Source organism: Nocardioides sp. NPDC054178 (assembly GCF_055585005.1).
The window spans coordinates 461,801-476,817 of record NZ_JBVJKY010000003.1 but is presented as its reverse complement, the minus strand read 5'-3'; the positions used below and the strand labels follow the sequence as shown (position 1 = coordinate 476,817).

The 15,017-nt window shown below is 70.3% G+C and carries 14 protein-coding genes; 3 read left to right on the top strand and 11 right to left on the bottom strand.

The genetic code is table 11. The features are described 5' to 3' along the window. Positions 1 to 110: 110 nt before the first annotated feature. From uvrB to ACZ6WN_RS14840, 7 genes are all read right to left on the bottom strand, one after another. Positions 111 to 2,252, bottom strand: coding sequence for an excinuclease ABC subunit UvrB (uvrB, locus tag ACZ6WN_RS14870; protein ID WP_465865535.1), 2,142 nt, complete (start codon positions 2,250 to 2,252; stop codon positions 111 to 113). 10 nt (positions 2,253 to 2,262) lie between these two features. Further along, the gene (locus ACZ6WN_RS14865) at positions 2,263 to 3,852 is read right to left on the bottom strand and encodes an ArnT family glycosyltransferase (protein ID WP_465865534.1); all 1,590 of its coding nucleotides are present in this window, start codon (positions 3,850 to 3,852) and stop codon (positions 2,263 to 2,265) included. A 99-nt stretch (positions 3,853 to 3,951) separates the two neighbouring features. Beyond that, a complete protein-coding gene (locus tag ACZ6WN_RS14860; RefSeq protein WP_465865532.1) occupies positions 3,952 to 5,121 on the bottom strand; it encodes a sulfotransferase family protein in 1,170 nt (389 codons plus the stop codon). Then, complete coding sequence (locus tag ACZ6WN_RS14855; RefSeq protein ID WP_465865530.1) at positions 5,114 to 5,908, bottom strand: SDR family oxidoreductase; 795 nt, start codon at positions 5,906 to 5,908, stop codon at positions 5,114 to 5,116. The genes ACZ6WN_RS14860 and ACZ6WN_RS14855 overlap by 8 nt, the downstream gene beginning before the upstream one ends. Positions 5,909 to 5,948: 40 nt before the next feature. Further along, positions 5,949 to 8,315: a protein kinase domain-containing protein gene (locus ACZ6WN_RS14850; protein ID WP_465865529.1), complete on the bottom strand. Its 2,367-nt coding sequence runs from the start codon at positions 8,313 to 8,315 to the stop codon at positions 5,949 to 5,951. A gap of 46 nt (positions 8,316 to 8,361) precedes the next feature. Next, positions 8,362 to 9,519, bottom strand: a complete 1,158-nt coding sequence (locus ACZ6WN_RS14845) for a hypothetical protein (RefSeq protein WP_465865528.1) — start codon at positions 9,517 to 9,519, stop codon at positions 8,362 to 8,364. Beyond that, positions 9,516 to 10,412 (bottom strand): TIGR03619 family F420-dependent LLM class oxidoreductase, encoded by an 897-nt coding sequence (locus ACZ6WN_RS14840; protein ID WP_465865527.1) that lies wholly within the window; start codon positions 10,410 to 10,412, stop codon positions 9,516 to 9,518. Before ACZ6WN_RS14840 ends, ACZ6WN_RS14845 begins: the two co-directional genes overlap by 4 nt. A 46-nt stretch (positions 10,413 to 10,458) precedes the next feature. Between ACZ6WN_RS14840 and ACZ6WN_RS14835 the strand changes: the two genes are divergently transcribed. After that, positions 10,459 to 10,944, top strand: a complete 486-nt coding sequence (locus ACZ6WN_RS14835) for a nitroreductase/quinone reductase family protein (protein ID WP_465865525.1) — start codon at positions 10,459 to 10,461, stop codon at positions 10,942 to 10,944. Between the two features lie 12 nt (positions 10,945 to 10,956). Then, entirely contained in the window at positions 10,957 to 11,397 is a 441-nt protein-coding gene (locus ACZ6WN_RS14830; RefSeq protein ID WP_465865524.1) for a nuclear transport factor 2 family protein, read from the top strand. Positions 11,398 to 11,401: 4 nt separating this feature from the next. On the opposite strand, the gene ACZ6WN_RS14825 is transcribed toward ACZ6WN_RS14830, so the two are convergent. Continuing rightward, a complete protein-coding gene (locus ACZ6WN_RS14825; protein WP_465865523.1) occupies positions 11,402 to 11,791 on the bottom strand; it encodes a winged helix-turn-helix transcriptional regulator in 390 nt (129 codons plus the stop codon). Positions 11,792 to 11,869: 78 nt separating this feature from the next. On the opposite strand from ACZ6WN_RS14825, the gene ACZ6WN_RS14820 reads away from it, so the two are divergent. Beyond that, positions 11,870 to 12,589 (top strand): SDR family NAD(P)-dependent oxidoreductase, encoded by a 720-nt coding sequence (locus ACZ6WN_RS14820; RefSeq protein WP_465865521.1) that lies wholly within the window; start codon positions 11,870 to 11,872, stop codon positions 12,587 to 12,589. Between the two features lie 133 nt (positions 12,590 to 12,722). Here ACZ6WN_RS14820 and ACZ6WN_RS14815 read toward each other — a convergent pair whose 3' ends face one another. The 3 genes from ACZ6WN_RS14815 to ACZ6WN_RS14805 all read right to left on the bottom strand — a co-directional run bounded on the left by ACZ6WN_RS14815 (position 12,723) and on the right by ACZ6WN_RS14805 (position 14,997). Next, positions 12,723 to 13,460, bottom strand: coding sequence for a class I SAM-dependent DNA methyltransferase (locus ACZ6WN_RS14815; RefSeq protein ID WP_465865520.1), 738 nt, complete (start codon positions 13,458 to 13,460; stop codon positions 12,723 to 12,725). Between the two features lie 49 nt (positions 13,461 to 13,509). Further along, positions 13,510 to 14,280, bottom strand: a complete 771-nt coding sequence (gene pcaD, locus ACZ6WN_RS14810; RefSeq protein WP_465865519.1) for a 3-oxoadipate enol-lactonase — start codon at positions 14,278 to 14,280, stop codon at positions 13,510 to 13,512. Positions 14,281 to 14,415: 135 nt separating this feature from the next. Further along, entirely contained in the window at positions 14,416 to 14,997 is a 582-nt protein-coding gene (locus tag ACZ6WN_RS14805) for a hypothetical protein (protein ID WP_465865517.1), read from the bottom strand. Positions 14,998 to 15,017: the final 20 nt, after the last annotated feature.

Here is a 15,017-nt window from a genome sequence, read left to right as displayed (position 1 = left end):
CTTCGTCGCCAGCGCGCTCGCTTCGCTCGCGCGCAGCTCCTCGTTCGTCGGGGGGCGGCGTAAACCCAGGAGGCGCCTTCGGCGCAGAGGGGCTTACGCCGCCCCCCTCCTCACTTCGTCGCTTCCATCATCTGCCTGAGCTCCTTCTTGAGGTCGGAGATCTCGTCGCGGAGGCGGGCGGCGACCTCGAACTGGAGCTCGGCGGCGGCGCCCTTCATCTGGTCGGTGAGGTCGCCGATGAGCTGGGCGAGGTCGGAGGAGGGGAGGCCGACGAGGCCGCGTTCGCGGGCCTCGCGGGCGGCATCGCCGAGCATCGGGGTCGGGGACTTGGCGGTGGCCTTGCCGGCGCGGCCCTTGGCCTCGGTGCCGGCCCAGGTGTTGAGCAGCTCCTGGGTGCTCTCGTCCTCGCGGGCGAGCATGTCGGTGATGTCGGCGATCTTCTTGCGCAGCGGCTGCGGGTCGATGCCATTGGCCTCGTTGTAGGCCATCTGGATCGCGCGACGGCGGTTGGTCTCCTCGATCGCCGACTCCATCGACGGGGTGATCTTGTCGGCGTACATGTGCACCTGACCGGAGACGTTTCGGGCCGCGCGGCCGATGGTCTGGATCAGCGACTTGTCCGAGCGGAGGAAGCCTTCCTTGTCGGCGTCGAGGATCGAGACCAGCGACACCTCCGGGAGGTCGAGACCCTCACGGAGCAGGTTGATGCCGACCAGGACGTCGTACTCCCCCAGCCGCAGGTCGCGGAGGAGCTCGATCCGCTTGAGCGTGTCGACCTCGGAGTGGAGGTAACGCGTGCGGATCCCGGCATCGAGCAGGTAGTCGGTGAGGTCCTCGGACATCTTCTTGGTGAGCGTGGTGACCAGGACGCGCTCGTTCTTGGCGACGCGGTCGTTGATCTCGCCGATCAGGTCGTCGATCTGGCCCTTGGTCTGCTTGATGACCACCTCGGGGTCGATCAGGCCGGTCGGGCGGATGATCTGCTCGACCACGTCAGGGTCGCCGCCGTCGCGGGTGACCAGGTCCAGCTCGTAGTTGCCCGGTGTCGCGGAGAGGTAGATCGTCTGACCGATCCGCTCCAGGAACTCCTCCCACTTCAGCGGCCGGTTGTCCTGGGCGCTGGGCAGCCGGAAGCCGTGCTCGACCAGGTTGCGCTTGCGGGACATGTCGCCCTCGTACATCCCGCCGACCTGCGGGACCGCGACATGGGACTCGTCGACGACGAGGACGAAGTCCTCCGGGAAGTAGTCGAGCAGACAGTTGGGCGCCGAGCCCCGCTCACGGCCGTCGATGTGCATCGAGTAGTTCTCGATCCCGGAGCACGACCCGACCTGGCGCATCATCTCGATGTCGTAGGTGGTCCGCATCCGCAGCCGCTGCGCCTCGAGCATCTTGCCCTGCTTCTCGAAGGTGCTCAGCTGCTGGTCGAGCTCGGCCTCGATGCCGTTGATCGCGCGCTCCATGCGCTCGGGGCCGGCGACGTAGTGGGTCGCGGGGAAGACGTAGAGCTCCTGGTCCTCGGTGAGCACCTCGCCGGTGACGGCGTGCAGCGTCATCAGCCGCTCGATCTCGTCGCCGAAGAACTCGATCCGGACCGCGTGCTCCTCATAGACCGGGAAGATCTCCAGGGTGTCGCCGCGCACCCGGAAGGTGCCCCGGGTGAAGGAGAGGTCGTTGCGGGTGTACTGGATCTCCACCAGCCGGCGCAGGATCGAGTCGCGGTCGTGCTCCTCCCCCACCCGCAGCCGGATCATCCGGTCGACGTACTCCTGCGGGGTGCCGAGGCCGTAGATGCAGGAGACGGTCGAGACCACGATGACGTCGCGCCTGGTCAGCAGGGAGTTGGTGGCCGAGTGGCGAAGCCGCTCGACCTCCTCGTTGATCGAGGAGTCCTTCTCGATGTAGGTGTCGGTCTGGGGGACGTACGCCTCAGGCTGGTAGTAGTCGTAGTAGGAGACGAAGTATTCGACCGCGTTGTCCGGGAAGAGCTGGCGCAGCTCGTTGGCGAACTGGGCGGCGAGGGTCTTGTTGGGCTGCAGCACCAGCATCGGGCGCTGCAGCTGCTCGGCGGTCCACGCCACCGTCGCCGTCTTACCGGTGCCGGTCGCGCCGAGGAGGACGACGTCCTTGACGCCGTCCTGGATCCGCCGGGTGATCTCCGTGATCGCAGCGGGTTGGTCGCCCGCGGGCTGGTAGTCGGAGACCACCTTGAACGGGGCGACACGACGCTCGAGATCGGTGACAGGACGCATGACACCCAGGCTACGCGCGACCACCGACAGTTTCGGCTCCGATCGGTTCCGATCGTCCGGACGACGGGCGCCTGAGTGCCGGCGGACCCCAGACCAGCGGCAGCACCACCCCGGCGATCGCGCAGACGGCACCGACCCCCAGCACCACGTACGACAGCGGCCTGATCTCGGGGAGCAGGCGGTCGGCTCCCAGGTGGATCTGGGTGCGCACCGACACCGAGAAGGTCGCGGCCGCCATCCCCACCAGGAACGCCGAGACCAGCGCGGCCGCGATCTCCTCACGCCGGCGGATCTCACCCCACGGCAGCGCGTCGACGATGGCCAGGAGGCCGACCGAGAGGACGATCGCCACCAGCGGCATGATCGTCATCAGGTAGCGCTCGTGCGGGTTGCCGCCGCCGGAGCGGAACTGGGCGAGGTTGACGATGATCACGAACGCGTGCGCGATCAGCACGAGCAGGCCCACGGTCGCGACCGACGGCACCCGGGGCGCGCTGACGACCAGACCCCGCTCACGACCGTGGTCCCGCAGGCGCGCGACCACTCCGAGCACGAGCCCGAGCAGCGCGACGAGCGTGATGGTGTCGATCACCCAGTGCAGCCCGGTGCCGCGGAGCGGGAGCGGCACCCACAGGTGGTCGTACCAGCCGTGCCAGAAGCGCGGCGCGGTCATCACCTCGAACCAGGTGTCGACCTGCACCCGCTGGTAGCGCTCCAGGAGCGCCGAGCTCGCGGTCGCGTCGCCGTAGAGCACGATGTTGCGTACGTAGAACCAGCCGATCACCAGGCCCGGCGCCCCGGTGGCGATCGCGGTCAGCCAGGTCGCCCGGAGGAAGCCCTTCCGGCTGCGGTCGCGCAGCAGCAGCGTCACGCCGAGCGCGGCGCCGCACATGATCACCGTGATCACGCCGGGCGCCTTCGTCGCGGCGGCCAGGGTGCCGGCCACCGCCATCACGATCATCCGGTTCCGGGTCACCCCGAGCCGGAGGATGCGCAGCGTCGCGAGCACCGTCAGCGAGGAGGCGGCGACCGCGACGCTGTCGTTCATGATGAACCCGGCCGCGACCGCCAGCACTGCCGGCGAGGCGGTGATCGCCGTGGCGAGCATCGCGGCGGCCGGGCGCCGTGGGGTGACCTCGAAGGCGATCAGACCGACCAGGAACACCAGTGCCCCGTACGCCAGCGCACTCACCGCGCGCATCCCGGCGATCAGCACCTGCGGGTTCTCGAGCGCATCGGCGAGCGCGACCCACGGCACGCCGAGCAGGTAGTAGAGCGGCGGATGGTTGGCGGTCCAGATCAACCGGTGACGGTCGAGCTCCTCCCGGTTCGCGCCCCGGGTGATCTGCGGGAAGCGGTCCCGGTCCTGCGCCACCGGCGAGTCGATGGTGGGCAGGTCGCCGGCGTAAAGAGAGATGGCGTACGACGCGTTCGGCCCCTCGTCGCGCGCGTGGTAGGACAGCGCCTGGGTGGTGGCGAAGTAGAGGCTCATCGAAGCCGCGAAAGCGGCCAGCAGGGCGAGCACGGCGACCAGCCTGGCCGAGGGCCTGGCGGGCGCCTCCGTCGGCTCGGAGGCCAGGACCGCAGCGGCGCGACTCATCACAGACTCCCGTGGGTTGGGCATCATGAGCCACACCCTCGTGAGCTCGCGTCGGACCCTAGGGCACCTCGGTGGATCCGCGGCGCAGGTCGCGCCGGATCAGTAGGTGAACGCCTGGCGAACCTCGTCCTCCGTCAGCCCGTAGTCGGCCAGGCGGTAGTCGTGTTTCGGCCGGGCGCTCCCCGAACGCGACTCGGCGTCGATGCGGGCGACCTCGGCACGCGCCGCCTCGCTCCAGGGGATGTCGAAGTGGGCGTAGATGCCCTCGACGGTGCCGACCGGGTCCTTGACGAACGAGCGGTAGTCGACGTCGAGGAACTGCGCCTGGTCGTATCGCCCGCGCGCCTCGCCGAAGGAGCGCCACGAGCGGGAGAGCATCTCCAGCTGGGTCTCCCCGATGACCTCGCCGACGAACGTGGTCGACATCCCGGCCGTCGCCTCGGCGGAGAGCGAGCAGCCGGAGGCGACCGAGACGACCGGCTCCCGGTGGGTCACCACGACGAGCGCGTCCGGGTAGACCTCCATCAGCGCGTCGAGCGCGACCAGGTGGGAGGGGTTCTTCAGCACCCAGCGCTTGTCGGGATCGTTGAGCCCGATGAGCTGCAGCGAACGGCGATGGACCTCGTACGCATCGCGCCAGTCCTGCTTCGCCAGCCAGGCCGAGTAGCGCGGCACGTGGGCCAGCGACTCGAACGAGATCGACTTGCCGCTCTGCCGCAGCACCCGCCAGCACTCCTCGACGCTGGTCGCGTCCATGTAGTGGATCCCCATGAACTCCGGGTTGCTGACATGGTGCTGCCGGTAGGCGTTCTGCAGCGCGTTGAAGACCGGGTCGTCCTCCCAGGTCTCGCGCGGCGGGCGCGGCTGGGGGAACTCGGTCAGCCAGGTCTCCAGACCCTGGTGCGCCGGGTCGGCGGCCAGGAGCCGGTGCAGGGCGGTGGTGCCGGTGCGGACCAGGCCGGTGACGAAGATCGGCCGCTCGATGCGTACGTCCTGGTGCTGGGGGAACTCCGCGAGCCGGGCCTGCGTCATCAGCCGGCCGACGAGGGCCGACTTCACCTGGGCACGGTGGAAGTAGTTGCCGACCGGGGTCAGCCCGGCCTCGGGCGAGGACAGGTCCTCGACGAGGAGCCGCAGGCCCTCCTCGTGATCCGTCCCCCCGAAGTCGGTCAGCCCCGTGGTGCGGACGGCGGCGGCGCAGATGTCCTCGTACGTCCCGACGTCCGCGCGCTCGCGGGGCGCGGTCTCCGTCGGAGGCGTCTCAGTCATGGAACTCCCCGCAGTCCACGTTGAGCACGGTCCCGGTGACCGCGGAGGCCAGGTCGCTGGCCAGGAACAGCGCCGCCCGGGCGACCTCCTCGGGGGTCGCGAGCCGCTTCAGGTCGGTCGGGGCGGCCTTCTCGTCATAGACCTCCTGATGGGTCCGTCCCGACTCCGAGGCGATCCAGTCGAAGTAGGACTTGTTGACGTCCTCGTAGATGTAGGACGGCGCGACGGAGTTCACCCGGATGCCACGCGGGCCGAGCTCGGTGGCCAGCGAGGAGGACAGGTGCGCGAGGGCGCCCTTGGAGAGCTTGTAGCCGGCGAACTCCGGCTGGCTCTGGTAGAGCACGGCGGAGTTGATCATCACGATCGCGCCGCCGGGCTTGTCGGGGGTGGCCGCGAGTGCGTCGGCGAAGAGGGCCGAGAGCCGCAGCGGGGCGTACACGTTGGACTCCTGGGCCAGCCGGAGCGCGTCGAGCGGGATCTGGGTCAGCGGGTCCATCGGCGGGATGCCGAAGGCGTTGTTGAGGAGTACGTCGACGCGCCCGAACTCCTCGAGCGCTGCCTCGACGAGGTGCCGCCGGGCGTCCTCGTCGGTGATGTCGGTCGGCACCACGAGCGCACGTCGTCCGTGCTCCTCGATGACGCCGGCCATCTTCTGCAGCCGCTTCTCGGTGCGGCTGGCGAGCACCAGGTCGGCGCCCATCAGCGCGGCCTGCTCGCCCAGCGAGCGTCCGAGGCCGGGGCCGACCCCCGAGAGTACGACGACCTTGCCATCCAGGAGTCCAGTCATGGGGCCTAGACTAGAACGTGTTTCAGTTTTTTGTAAGGGGTCAGTCGGGAAGGGCGAATCTGGCGACCTCGTCGACCCACTCGGCGTACGCCCCGACCTCCTGAGGCACCTCCTGGCTCCGGACGAGGTCGGCGAAGGCACGGTTCACCCGGGACCAGTCCCCGCACGAGCCGCACGTGGCTCGCCCGCAGCCGGCGGTGTGCTCGCGCGCGACCTTCTCCAGGACCTTCCGGAACGTGGCGCCGTCATCCCCGGCCGCCAGCTCCTCGACCACGGCACCGAGCACCTGGGCCGCCTGCGCCGGCGCGCCGACCAGGATGGCGACCAGGATCCCGAGGGCCCGCAGCGCCGACGGCTCGGCGGTCGTGCTCGCGACCGGAGCCGTGCGCGCCAGCCGGTAGATCGTGAGCAGCTTCTTGGCGCCACCGGGCGTCGCGCAGAACCTCGCCAGCTCGCTGGTGAAGAGCGCCTCCCCCGGCGACAGCTCGAAGCTCTCCACCACGACCTGGCGCCCGGACTGGTCGCCGGTGCCCGCGGCCAGCGCCGAGGGCCATGACGGCACCGCCTGACGCATCAGGGACCGCATGAACCGCACCGCGGGGTCACCCGCGAACGCGCGCAGCGCGAAGGGCACGTCGAAGACCCGGGAGAGGTACGCCGCGGGCTCCGCCACCCGGCCCTCGAGCGATCGCCGCAGCGTCTGCGCGTCCACGGCCGCGACCACCGCGACGCCGTCGCGGCCGCCCAGCTCGTCGATCGCCTGCAGCACCCCGGCGGTGGTGGCCGGGTCGCACCTGTCCAGGTCGTCGACGTAGACGACCGTCCGGGTCGGCTGCGGACCAGGCGGGGGCCCCGGTGGCGCCGCCCGCAGCGCGGCCTCGTAGGCCGCCACCTCCCGGTCCATCGCGGCGAGCGCCATGGTGGCACCCATCGACGGGGCCCGGCGCTTGCCGCGCTGCCCGTCGTCCTCGGGCACCCCGGCCAGGGCCGCCTGCAGCTCGGCCTTCCGCCGTTGCGCGGCCTGGTGCTTGGCCACCAGCGGCGGCGGCTGGCTCCTCCCCGTGCCCCGGACGCTGTCGAGCACGGCGCCGGCGACGTCCCCGGAGGCGTACTGTCGCGCGTCGATGCGTACGTGCCTGGTGGGGGCGGCGTAGGCGGCGTCGTGCTCGGCGAGCCACTCGATGCGCTCCTGGACCTTGCCCATGAACGTCGACCGGCCACTGCCGGGCAACCCCTGGACGGCCACCGAGATCGGCAGCTGGGTGTGCGCCGAGGCGAGCAGCCGGGCCAGGCGGTCGACGTCGACCCGGTGGCCCAGGACGTCCTCGTGGTCGCCGGGCTCGGCCCACTCGGGTTCGGCCACAACGGGTTCGGCCACAACGGGTTCTGTCATGACGGGCTCCGTCACGACGGGGCCGCTGACGATCGGGCCGGTGACGATCGGCACCTCGGCGGTGTCTCCCGCATCCGACGACTCGTCCTGTGCCGGGACCGGGTCCGGAGCGACGGCGATCTCAGTGACCGCTGCGACCTCTGCGACCTTGGCGGCCTCGTCCTCCGGATCGGGCATGTCCGCGAGCGGCGTGACCGGCAGCCCGAGCTCCTCCTCGACCGCCTGGAGCGCCTTGCCGAAGTCGGCGGCGCTCCAGTGCCGGCCGGCGCGACGCTTGAACATCGCCTTGCGCAGCGCCTCCTCGAAGGAGGCCGGGATGTCGTCCCGGTCGATGGGCGCGGGGTCCTGCGTCCGGATCCGCTCCGGCAGCGCCTCCGGCGCCCCCTCGAACGGCGTACGCCCCGCCAGCAGCGTGTAGCAGGTCGCGGCCAGGCTCCAGATGTCCGCCCAGCCGCTCGGCTCGGGTGGGTCCGAGAGCATCTCCGGGGCCATCCACGGCAGCGAGGTCGAGTCGGCACCCCCGAGGCGCCCGGCCGAGGAGAGTGCCCCGAAACCGACCAGCTGCGGCTCGCCGGCCGCGGTCAGCAGGATGTTGGCGGGCTTCACGTCGCCGTGCAGGATCCCGTGCCGGGCCGCGATGTCGAGCGCGCCCGCGACCTTGATGGTGATGCTCAGCGCCTCGGCGACCGGGAGCCGCTCACGCTTCCAGCGGGTCTGCAGGTCGCCGCCGACACCATGGTCCATCACCACGAAGCTGCGGTCGTCGTCGGAGACGCCGACCGCGTGCAGGGGCAGGACATGAGGGTGCGCGGCGAGGTCGGCGATCTCCTTGGTCTCCTTGGCCAAGGCGTCCTGCGTCTCGCCGCCGAGGCGGTCGTTCCAAACCTTGACGACGACGTCGACCTTCTCCTGCGGCCACTCGTAGAGGAAGACCTCGGAGGATCCGCCGGCGCCGATCGGACGACGATGCCGGAAGCCCGGGATCGTCGGTGGCTCGTGGTGGGGACTGGCCATGGGCGGCAATCATAGGGGCCCTACGCCTTCGCGTCGCGCCCGCTCCTCAGCTGAGCATTCTCCGCGCAACCGCCCGCTGACGTGCGGCGATCCGTTCCGCATACCCCCCAGGGCTCAGCGTCTCGGCATGCGGAAGCAGCTGACCGACGTCCGCCGTGCGCACCTTGTGCACGACCGGTCCGTCGGCGGCGGTGAGGTCGCGCTCGAGCCGCTGCCAGCGCAGCATCAGCGAGCCGGTGCGGTGCCCGGTGGTCTCGAGCCAGTTGGCGATCGGCTCGCCGTCCAGTGGTGGGTGCTCGGAGATCACGAACCGCATCACGCCGTCGGGATCGGTGCGCGCCTGGGCCTTGGTGAGGCTGGTCTGGTGGGTCTCGTAGTCGGTCGAGGCGTACCAGTCCGAGCCGACCTGGATGCCCTGGTAGCTGCAGTCGTCGCAGCGCGGCACCTCCACCACGAGCGCCTCGTCCTCGGCCAGCTCGTAGTGGCCGATCGAGGAGAACTGCGACTCCAGCCCGCCCGGCGTCCGAGCCGGGACGGTGAGGGTGTTGACCGGCTCCTTGTACTGGAAGAACTGAGGGAAGGCGAACCAGGTCTGGATCGAGCCGGTCAGCGATCGGGCCGCGACCTCGTACTTCTTGCGAAGCAGCTCCTGGGTGAGCGGGCGGCGCGGCTTGCCGAGGGTGTCGGGGCGCTCGATGGTGATCGTGCCGCGCTCCTCGGTGCCCCAGTCGTTGAAGACCTCGCGCACGATCAGGGTCTTCGCGCCCGGCTCCGCCGTGTAGGTGAACTCGAAGGACCCGTCGAAGTCGAGCTGGAGCTTGCGGTCGTCGAAGGCCATCAGGCTGGTCGCGGCGGAGTCCGCGGTGTAGGCGCCGCCCATCACCTGGAAGGAGAGGTCGGCGCTGGTCCCGCGACGGCCGCGGACGACGTACTCGACGCCCTCTCGCAGGTAGGCGTTGAAGTAGATCGCGTCGGGGTTGTCCAGACCCTGCTTGGAGAACTGGTGGGTCGGGTTCACGAAGAGCGGCTGCTCGAGGTCATAGTCGAACGCGGTCTGCATCGCCATCCGGATCCGGCCGGAGAGGTACTCATAGCCCTCGAGCCGGTCGGCCTCGGTGCGGATGAAGGGCGCGTTCGCGATCAGCTCCTCCGCCTCCGCGATCGCCCGCTGGAGCGGCTCGGTGAGGCCGTACGCACCACTCATCCGTTGGCCTTGGCGATGATGTTCTCCGCGTACCACTCCAGGTGCTTGATCTTCTTCTCCAGCGGCTCGGTGTCCGCCCCCTTCACGTAGGGGTCGCGGAAGCCCACGATGCAGTCGGTGACGCCCTTGTCCTCGAGCCGCTTGACCCCGTCGAGGTCGTACGCGTCGTAGCTGATCACGTGCACCTCGAAGTCGTCCCTGGTGTCGCCCTCCTCGCGCCGGATCTCGGCCAGGCGGACCAGGAGGCGGTCGAGCTCCTCGCCGTCGCCGCCGGCGTGCATCCAGCCGTCGCCCTTGATGACCGCGCGGCGCAGCGCGGCGTCGGCGTGACCGCCGACGAGCAGCGGGATCTTCTCGGTCGGCGCCGGACGCTGCTGGAGCGGCGTGAACGTGTAGAACTCCCCGTCGTAGCCGAAGAAACTGTTCACATCATTGGCGCTCGGGTCGGTCAGGCCGCGCAGGATGTCCATGCACTCGTCCATCCGCTTGCCGCGGCGCTTCCAGTCGACGCCGAGGGCGGCGAAGTCCTCCGGCCACGGGGACAGGCCGACACCGAGCCCGAGCCGGTTGCCGGAGAGGAAGGCGAGGCTCGAGGCCTGCTTGGCGGCCAGCACCGGCGGGCGCACCGGCAGCTTCACCACGAACGGCGTCAGCCGCAGCGTCTCGGTCACCGCGAAGAGGTGGGCGCACAGGATGAACGCCTCGATGAACTCCTTGCCCTGCAGGAACTCCCGGTCTCCGGTGTCGGTGTAGGGATAGGTGGAGTCGGACTCCTCGGGATAGATCAGGCTGTCGGCGACGGTCATGCTGGTGTAGCCCGCCGCCTCCGCCGCCTGAGCCAGCGGTGCGTAGTAGTCGGCCTGCGTCATTGCCTCGGCATAGGTGAAGCGCATGGGCCAACACTAGAACGTGTTCTAAGTTTCTGCCAGAGTGTTCGTCATGTCGTCTTCTCTCGAACGTCCCTCAGGCCTCGACTCGCCGCTGACGGCGAGGGTCATCAAGTACGGCGCCCGCGCCAACACGGCGCTGTTCAAGCTGACCAACGGCCGCGTCGGCGGCCGATGGCGGGTGATGGCCGGCTGGCGCAAGCCGGCTCCCGTGCTCCTGCTCGAGCACATCGGCCGCAAGTCGGGCCGCACCTTCACCACGCCCCTGCTGTTCATGCGGTCCGGCTCCGACCTGGTCGTGGTCGGCTCGCAGGGCGGGCTGCCGAAGGACCCGCAATGGGTCGCCAACCTGCGCGCCCACCCCGACGTGGCGGTCCGCGTCCCCCGGCAGGGACGCCGGCTCGTCCGGGCACGCATCGCCGACTCCGAGGAGCGGGCCGAGCTGTGGCCACGGCTGCTGGAGACGTACGCCGACTTCGAGACCTACCAGACCTGGACCGACCGGGAGATCCCGGTCATCGTCCTCTCGCCCCGCTGAAGGAGACCTTCCATGACTGCGCACATCACCGGCGTCCAAGAGCTCATCGACCGCGCCGAGATCACCGACGCGCTGACCCGGTACACCCTGGCCGTCGACGACGGCGACTGGGACGCGCTCGACACCGTCTTCGCCCCCGACGCCACGATCGACTACTCCGAGTCGGGCGGCACCGTCGGCGAGGTCACCGACGTCAAGAAGTGGCTCGCTGAGATGCTGCCCGCGTTCTCCCAGAAGCGCCTGCACACCATCGGCCAGGTCGCGATCACCTTCACCGACGAGGGCGCGGACGTGGTGGCGTACTTCGACAACCCGATGCTCATCGCCGACGGATCCGGCGGCGAGCGGGTCGTCGAGGTGGGCGGCCGCTACCGCCACTCATTCGTGCGTACGCCGGAGGGCTGGCGCTCCCGCCACCTCCACGAGGAGGTCTTCTGGACCCGCGGCTTCTGAGGCGTCAGGCCGCCCGGCCGCGGACCACCCAGTCCGCGAGCCCGGCGAGCGGCACCAGCAGCTCCCGGCCACGCTCGCTCAGTCCGTACTCCACGCCCGGCGGCACCGTCGGGAAGACCGTACGCGTCACGATCCCCTCCTCCTCGAGCGTGCGCAGCGTCCGCGTCAGCATGCGCTGGCTGACTCCCTCGACCCGGCGCCGCAGCTCGTTGTAGCGGTGCGGACGCTCGGCCAGCATCATCACGACCAGCAGCGTCCACTTGTCACCCAGCATCTGCACGGCCTGCGTCACCGGACACGTCTCGTACTCCCCCGCCGGAACCTTCTCCGGAAGCCCCTGCCCGAGCGCCTCGCTGACGATGTGCCGGGGCACATCGGTGTTCCCATCTGACATTGAAGTGCCTTCTTCCGCGATCGCCGCCGGGCGGCGAGGGTTGCTGACATCAGCAACCTATCCATGAGGGAGAAGCAGATGAGCACGATCGCGGTCCTGGGCGTCGGCCCCGGCCTGGGGATGTCGGTGGCGCGGCGGTTCGCCGAGGAGGGGTACGCCGTCGGCCTGGTCTCGCGCAGCGCCGACCGCCACCCCGGTTACCTGGAGACGCTGGCGGCCGGCGGCGCGCGGGCTGTCGCGGTCGCAGCGGACCTGCGGGAGCCCGGCGGCGTCGCCCGTGTCCTCGACGAGATCACCGCGGAGCTCGGCCCGGTCGACGTCGTCTACCACGGCCCCGGCGCCCACGACCTGAGCGCACCTTCCGTGGGGATCCTCGAGACGGGCCCCGACGACATCCGCCGCGCGATGGCCGAGATCGTCGAGCCGGCCGCCGAGGTCGCCTCCCTGGTCCTGCCCGCGATGCGCTCGCGCGGCAGCGGCTCCCTGATCTACGTCTCCGGCCTCAGCGCCCTCGTCCCGCTCCCCTTCCTCGGCCCCTACGCCCCCGCCTCCGGCGCCCTGCGCACCTACGCCCGCACCCTCGCCGCTGCGGTCACCGAGGACGGCGTCCATGTCGGCTCCCTCGTCGTCGGCGGCCTGATCGAGCGCGGCGACATCCACCAGCTGCTCACCGCTCCTGACACCGCGGCCCCTTTCGCCACCCTCGACCCCGATGAGGTCGCGGACGCGGTCTGGCGTCTGGCTTCCGGGATCGAGATCGAGGTCGTCTTCGACGTACTCACCCCGGACCCCTCGTAACCTCTCTGCCGTGGGCACGTGAGGACCACCGGGAACCTGGGTGGCGGCCGGGATCGGTCGGCCGGGCGGTGAAAGAAATCTTTCTTTCAGCGCCCGGGAGCGTGCCCGCGTGGGAAAGAGCGCGAACGACCTTTCAACCGTGTGCACGAGCGAGGAAGACATGCTCCTTGCCCGGGCGGTCGGGAGCATCGCGTACGGCGGTCACGGTGAAGCCGTGGAGGAGGAGGTCGCGCTCGATCTCGGCACGACTGCGGAAGCGGAGGGTGGAGGACGAGGTCAGGATCTCGTCGCCGAGCGTGGTCGACCCCTCGAAGGTGACGAGCGGGAGGTCGACGCCGGTGACCGTACGGGAGACGACGGCGGTGCGACCGTCCGGGAGGTCGACGGCCGTTGGCGCGATGTCCCAACCCTTCCAGGCCCGGGCCTCCGGACGCCGGGTCTCGAAGACGAACCACCCCGCGGGGCGCAGCGCGGTGTGCACCGCGGTCAGGGTGTCGGACCAGTCCTCGTCGGAGACGAAGACCTGGGCGACGTTGCCGGTCATGACGACCATGTCGGCGTCACCGGAGAAGCCGGCGAGGCCGACGAGTGCGGTCGCGTCGCCGTCGATCCAGGTGACCCGGTCGGCGTACGGCTTGGTGCGAGCGACGTCGAGAGAAGCCGCGGCCGGGTCGACGCCGATGACGGAGACCCCTTCGCCGGCCAGCCGAACGGCGAGCGAGCCTGTGCCACAGCCGAGATCGATGACGTGACGGGCCCCGACCTCACGGGCGATCGCGACGTAGGCGTCCAGGTCGGAGCGGTCGTCGTCGAAGACGTCGTAAAGAACTGCCTGACGAGGGTCCGCGAACGCGGCATCTGGTTCTCGCATCGGCGCCGAACCTAGCCAGGCCGCACCTCCACGCGCACCTGGGTTTCGGTCACCTCTCCAGCAGGTGGTCGATGATCGCCGGCGTGATGGTCCCGGGCTGCTGTGCGTTGGCCAGGTGGGCGGAGTCACGGACGACCAGCACACCGCCGTCCACGACCGCGTCGGCGATCTGCTCCAGATGGGGCGGCGGGGTCGCCGGGTCGTTCGCGCCGGCGATGGCCAGGGTCGGCGCGGTGATCGCCGGGAGGTCGTCGCGCAGGTCCATGGCCGCGATGACCTCGCAGCACCCGGCATAGCCCTCGGCCGGGGTGCCGGCGACCATGGCCTCGCAGGTTGCCTTGACGTCAGGGTTGGCCTCGAGGAACCCGGGCGTGAACCAGCGGGCGACGACCGCCTCGGCGACGGCCTGGGTCCCGTGCGCCCGCACGGTGGCCGCCCGGTCGCTCCACGCGGTGGACGGCGTCAGGTGCGCGCCGGTGCACAGCACGACCAGACGGTCGACCCGCTCCGGGTTGCGTGCGGCGAGCCGCATCCCGGTCATGCCGCCGAGCGAGAGGCCCACGACGTGGGCCCGCTCGACACTGAGACGGTCCAGGAGGGCGACGACGTCGTCGGCGAGGTCGTCGATCGAGTACGGGCCGGGAGGCACCGGCGAGCGACCGTGCCCCCGGGTGTCGTAGCGCACGACGCGGAAGTGTCGCTCGAGCTCGGCCAGGTTCTCGTCCCACATCGCATGGGTGGCACCGAGCGAGTTGGACAGGACGACGACCGGGCCGTCGGTCCGGCCCGAGACGACGTGGTGCACGTCGACCGCGTTCACGACGTCACCCGCTCGGGGCGGACCAGGGCTCGGCTGACTGCGCGGTTGACGTCCATGCCGGAAAATCTAGGATCGCCGGAGCGATCTTGTGAAGTATCGATCAAGCGTCGATTGATACGTCCGGCATATCAAGCGTCAGCCGAGGCCGGGACGCGCGTGCAGCCCGCCACCGGACTCGTAGAGGAGACCCTTCTCCTTGATGAGCTGACCCGCGGCCGCCAGGATCGGGCTGTCGCCGACGGCGGAGCCGGCCATCGACGCGATCGCCTCGAACATCTTGATCGCGGCGTCGTCCACCGCCGGCCAGTTCCACTCCGAGGGAGCGGGACCGATCGGCTCCACGGCGTGCCAGCGCGCGGCACGGGCCTCCGCCATGGTGGTCAGGGTGCTCCAGCCGAGGCCGCCGAGGCCGACGACGCCACCGAAGTTGAGCCCGATGAGCCCCCAGCCGTTGCACTGGTACTCGAAGGCCGACGGACCGAACTCCGACTCGTCCAGCTCGACCCGGGTGATCACCGGCTCGGGGCCGGTGTTGGGGGCGTAGAGCTTGAACGCGGGCCGCGCGGCGAGCAGCGAGGCCGACGCCGTGGTGGTGACCTCGCTCAACGGCTGGCCAGGTGCCGAGTAGGCGTCGAAGACTCTGAAGCCGAGGTCGAGCGCATAGCCGACGACGAAGCGCCGATCGTCCTGGGCGGCGTAGAAGTTGCGATTGAACACGTTGGGGGAAACCTCGCTTG

What these genes read in the sequence shown, in the direction of transcription:
- uvrB (WP_465865535.1), bottom strand. Translation starts at nt 2,252, where the DNA reads ATGCGTCCTGTCACCGATCTCGAGCGTCGTGTCGCCCCGTTCAAGGTG.
- ACZ6WN_RS14865 (WP_465865534.1), bottom strand. Translation starts at nt 3,852, where the DNA reads ATGAGTCGCGCCGCTGCGGTCCTGGCCTCCGAGCCGACGGAGGCGCCC.
- ACZ6WN_RS14860 (WP_465865532.1), bottom strand. Translation starts at nt 5,121, where the DNA reads ATGACTGAGACGCCTCCGACGGAGACCGCGCCCCGCGAGCGCGCGGAC.
- ACZ6WN_RS14855 (WP_465865530.1), bottom strand. Translation starts at nt 5,908, where the DNA reads ATGACTGGACTCCTGGATGGCAAGGTCGTCGTACTCTCGGGGGTCGGC.
- ACZ6WN_RS14850 (WP_465865529.1), bottom strand. Translation starts at nt 8,315, where the DNA reads ATGGCCAGTCCCCACCACGAGCCACCGACGATCCCGGGCTTCCGGCAT.
- ACZ6WN_RS14845 (WP_465865528.1), bottom strand. Translation starts at nt 9,519, where the DNA reads ATGAGTGGTGCGTACGGCCTCACCGAGCCGCTCCAGCGGGCGATCGCG.
- ACZ6WN_RS14840 (WP_465865527.1), bottom strand. Translation starts at nt 10,412, where the DNA reads ATGCGCTTCACCTATGCCGAGGCAATGACGCAGGCCGACTACTACGCA.
- ACZ6WN_RS14835 (WP_465865525.1), top strand. Translation starts at nt 10,459, where the DNA reads ATGTCGTCTTCTCTCGAACGTCCCTCAGGCCTCGACTCGCCGCTGACG.
- ACZ6WN_RS14830 (WP_465865524.1), top strand. Translation starts at nt 10,957, where the DNA reads ATGACTGCGCACATCACCGGCGTCCAAGAGCTCATCGACCGCGCCGAG.
- ACZ6WN_RS14825 (WP_465865523.1), bottom strand. Translation starts at nt 11,791, where the DNA reads ATGTCAGATGGGAACACCGATGTGCCCCGGCACATCGTCAGCGAGGCG.
- ACZ6WN_RS14820 (WP_465865521.1), top strand. Translation starts at nt 11,870, where the DNA reads ATGAGCACGATCGCGGTCCTGGGCGTCGGCCCCGGCCTGGGGATGTCG.
- ACZ6WN_RS14815 (WP_465865520.1), bottom strand. Translation starts at nt 13,460, where the DNA reads ATGCGAGAACCAGATGCCGCGTTCGCGGACCCTCGTCAGGCAGTTCTT.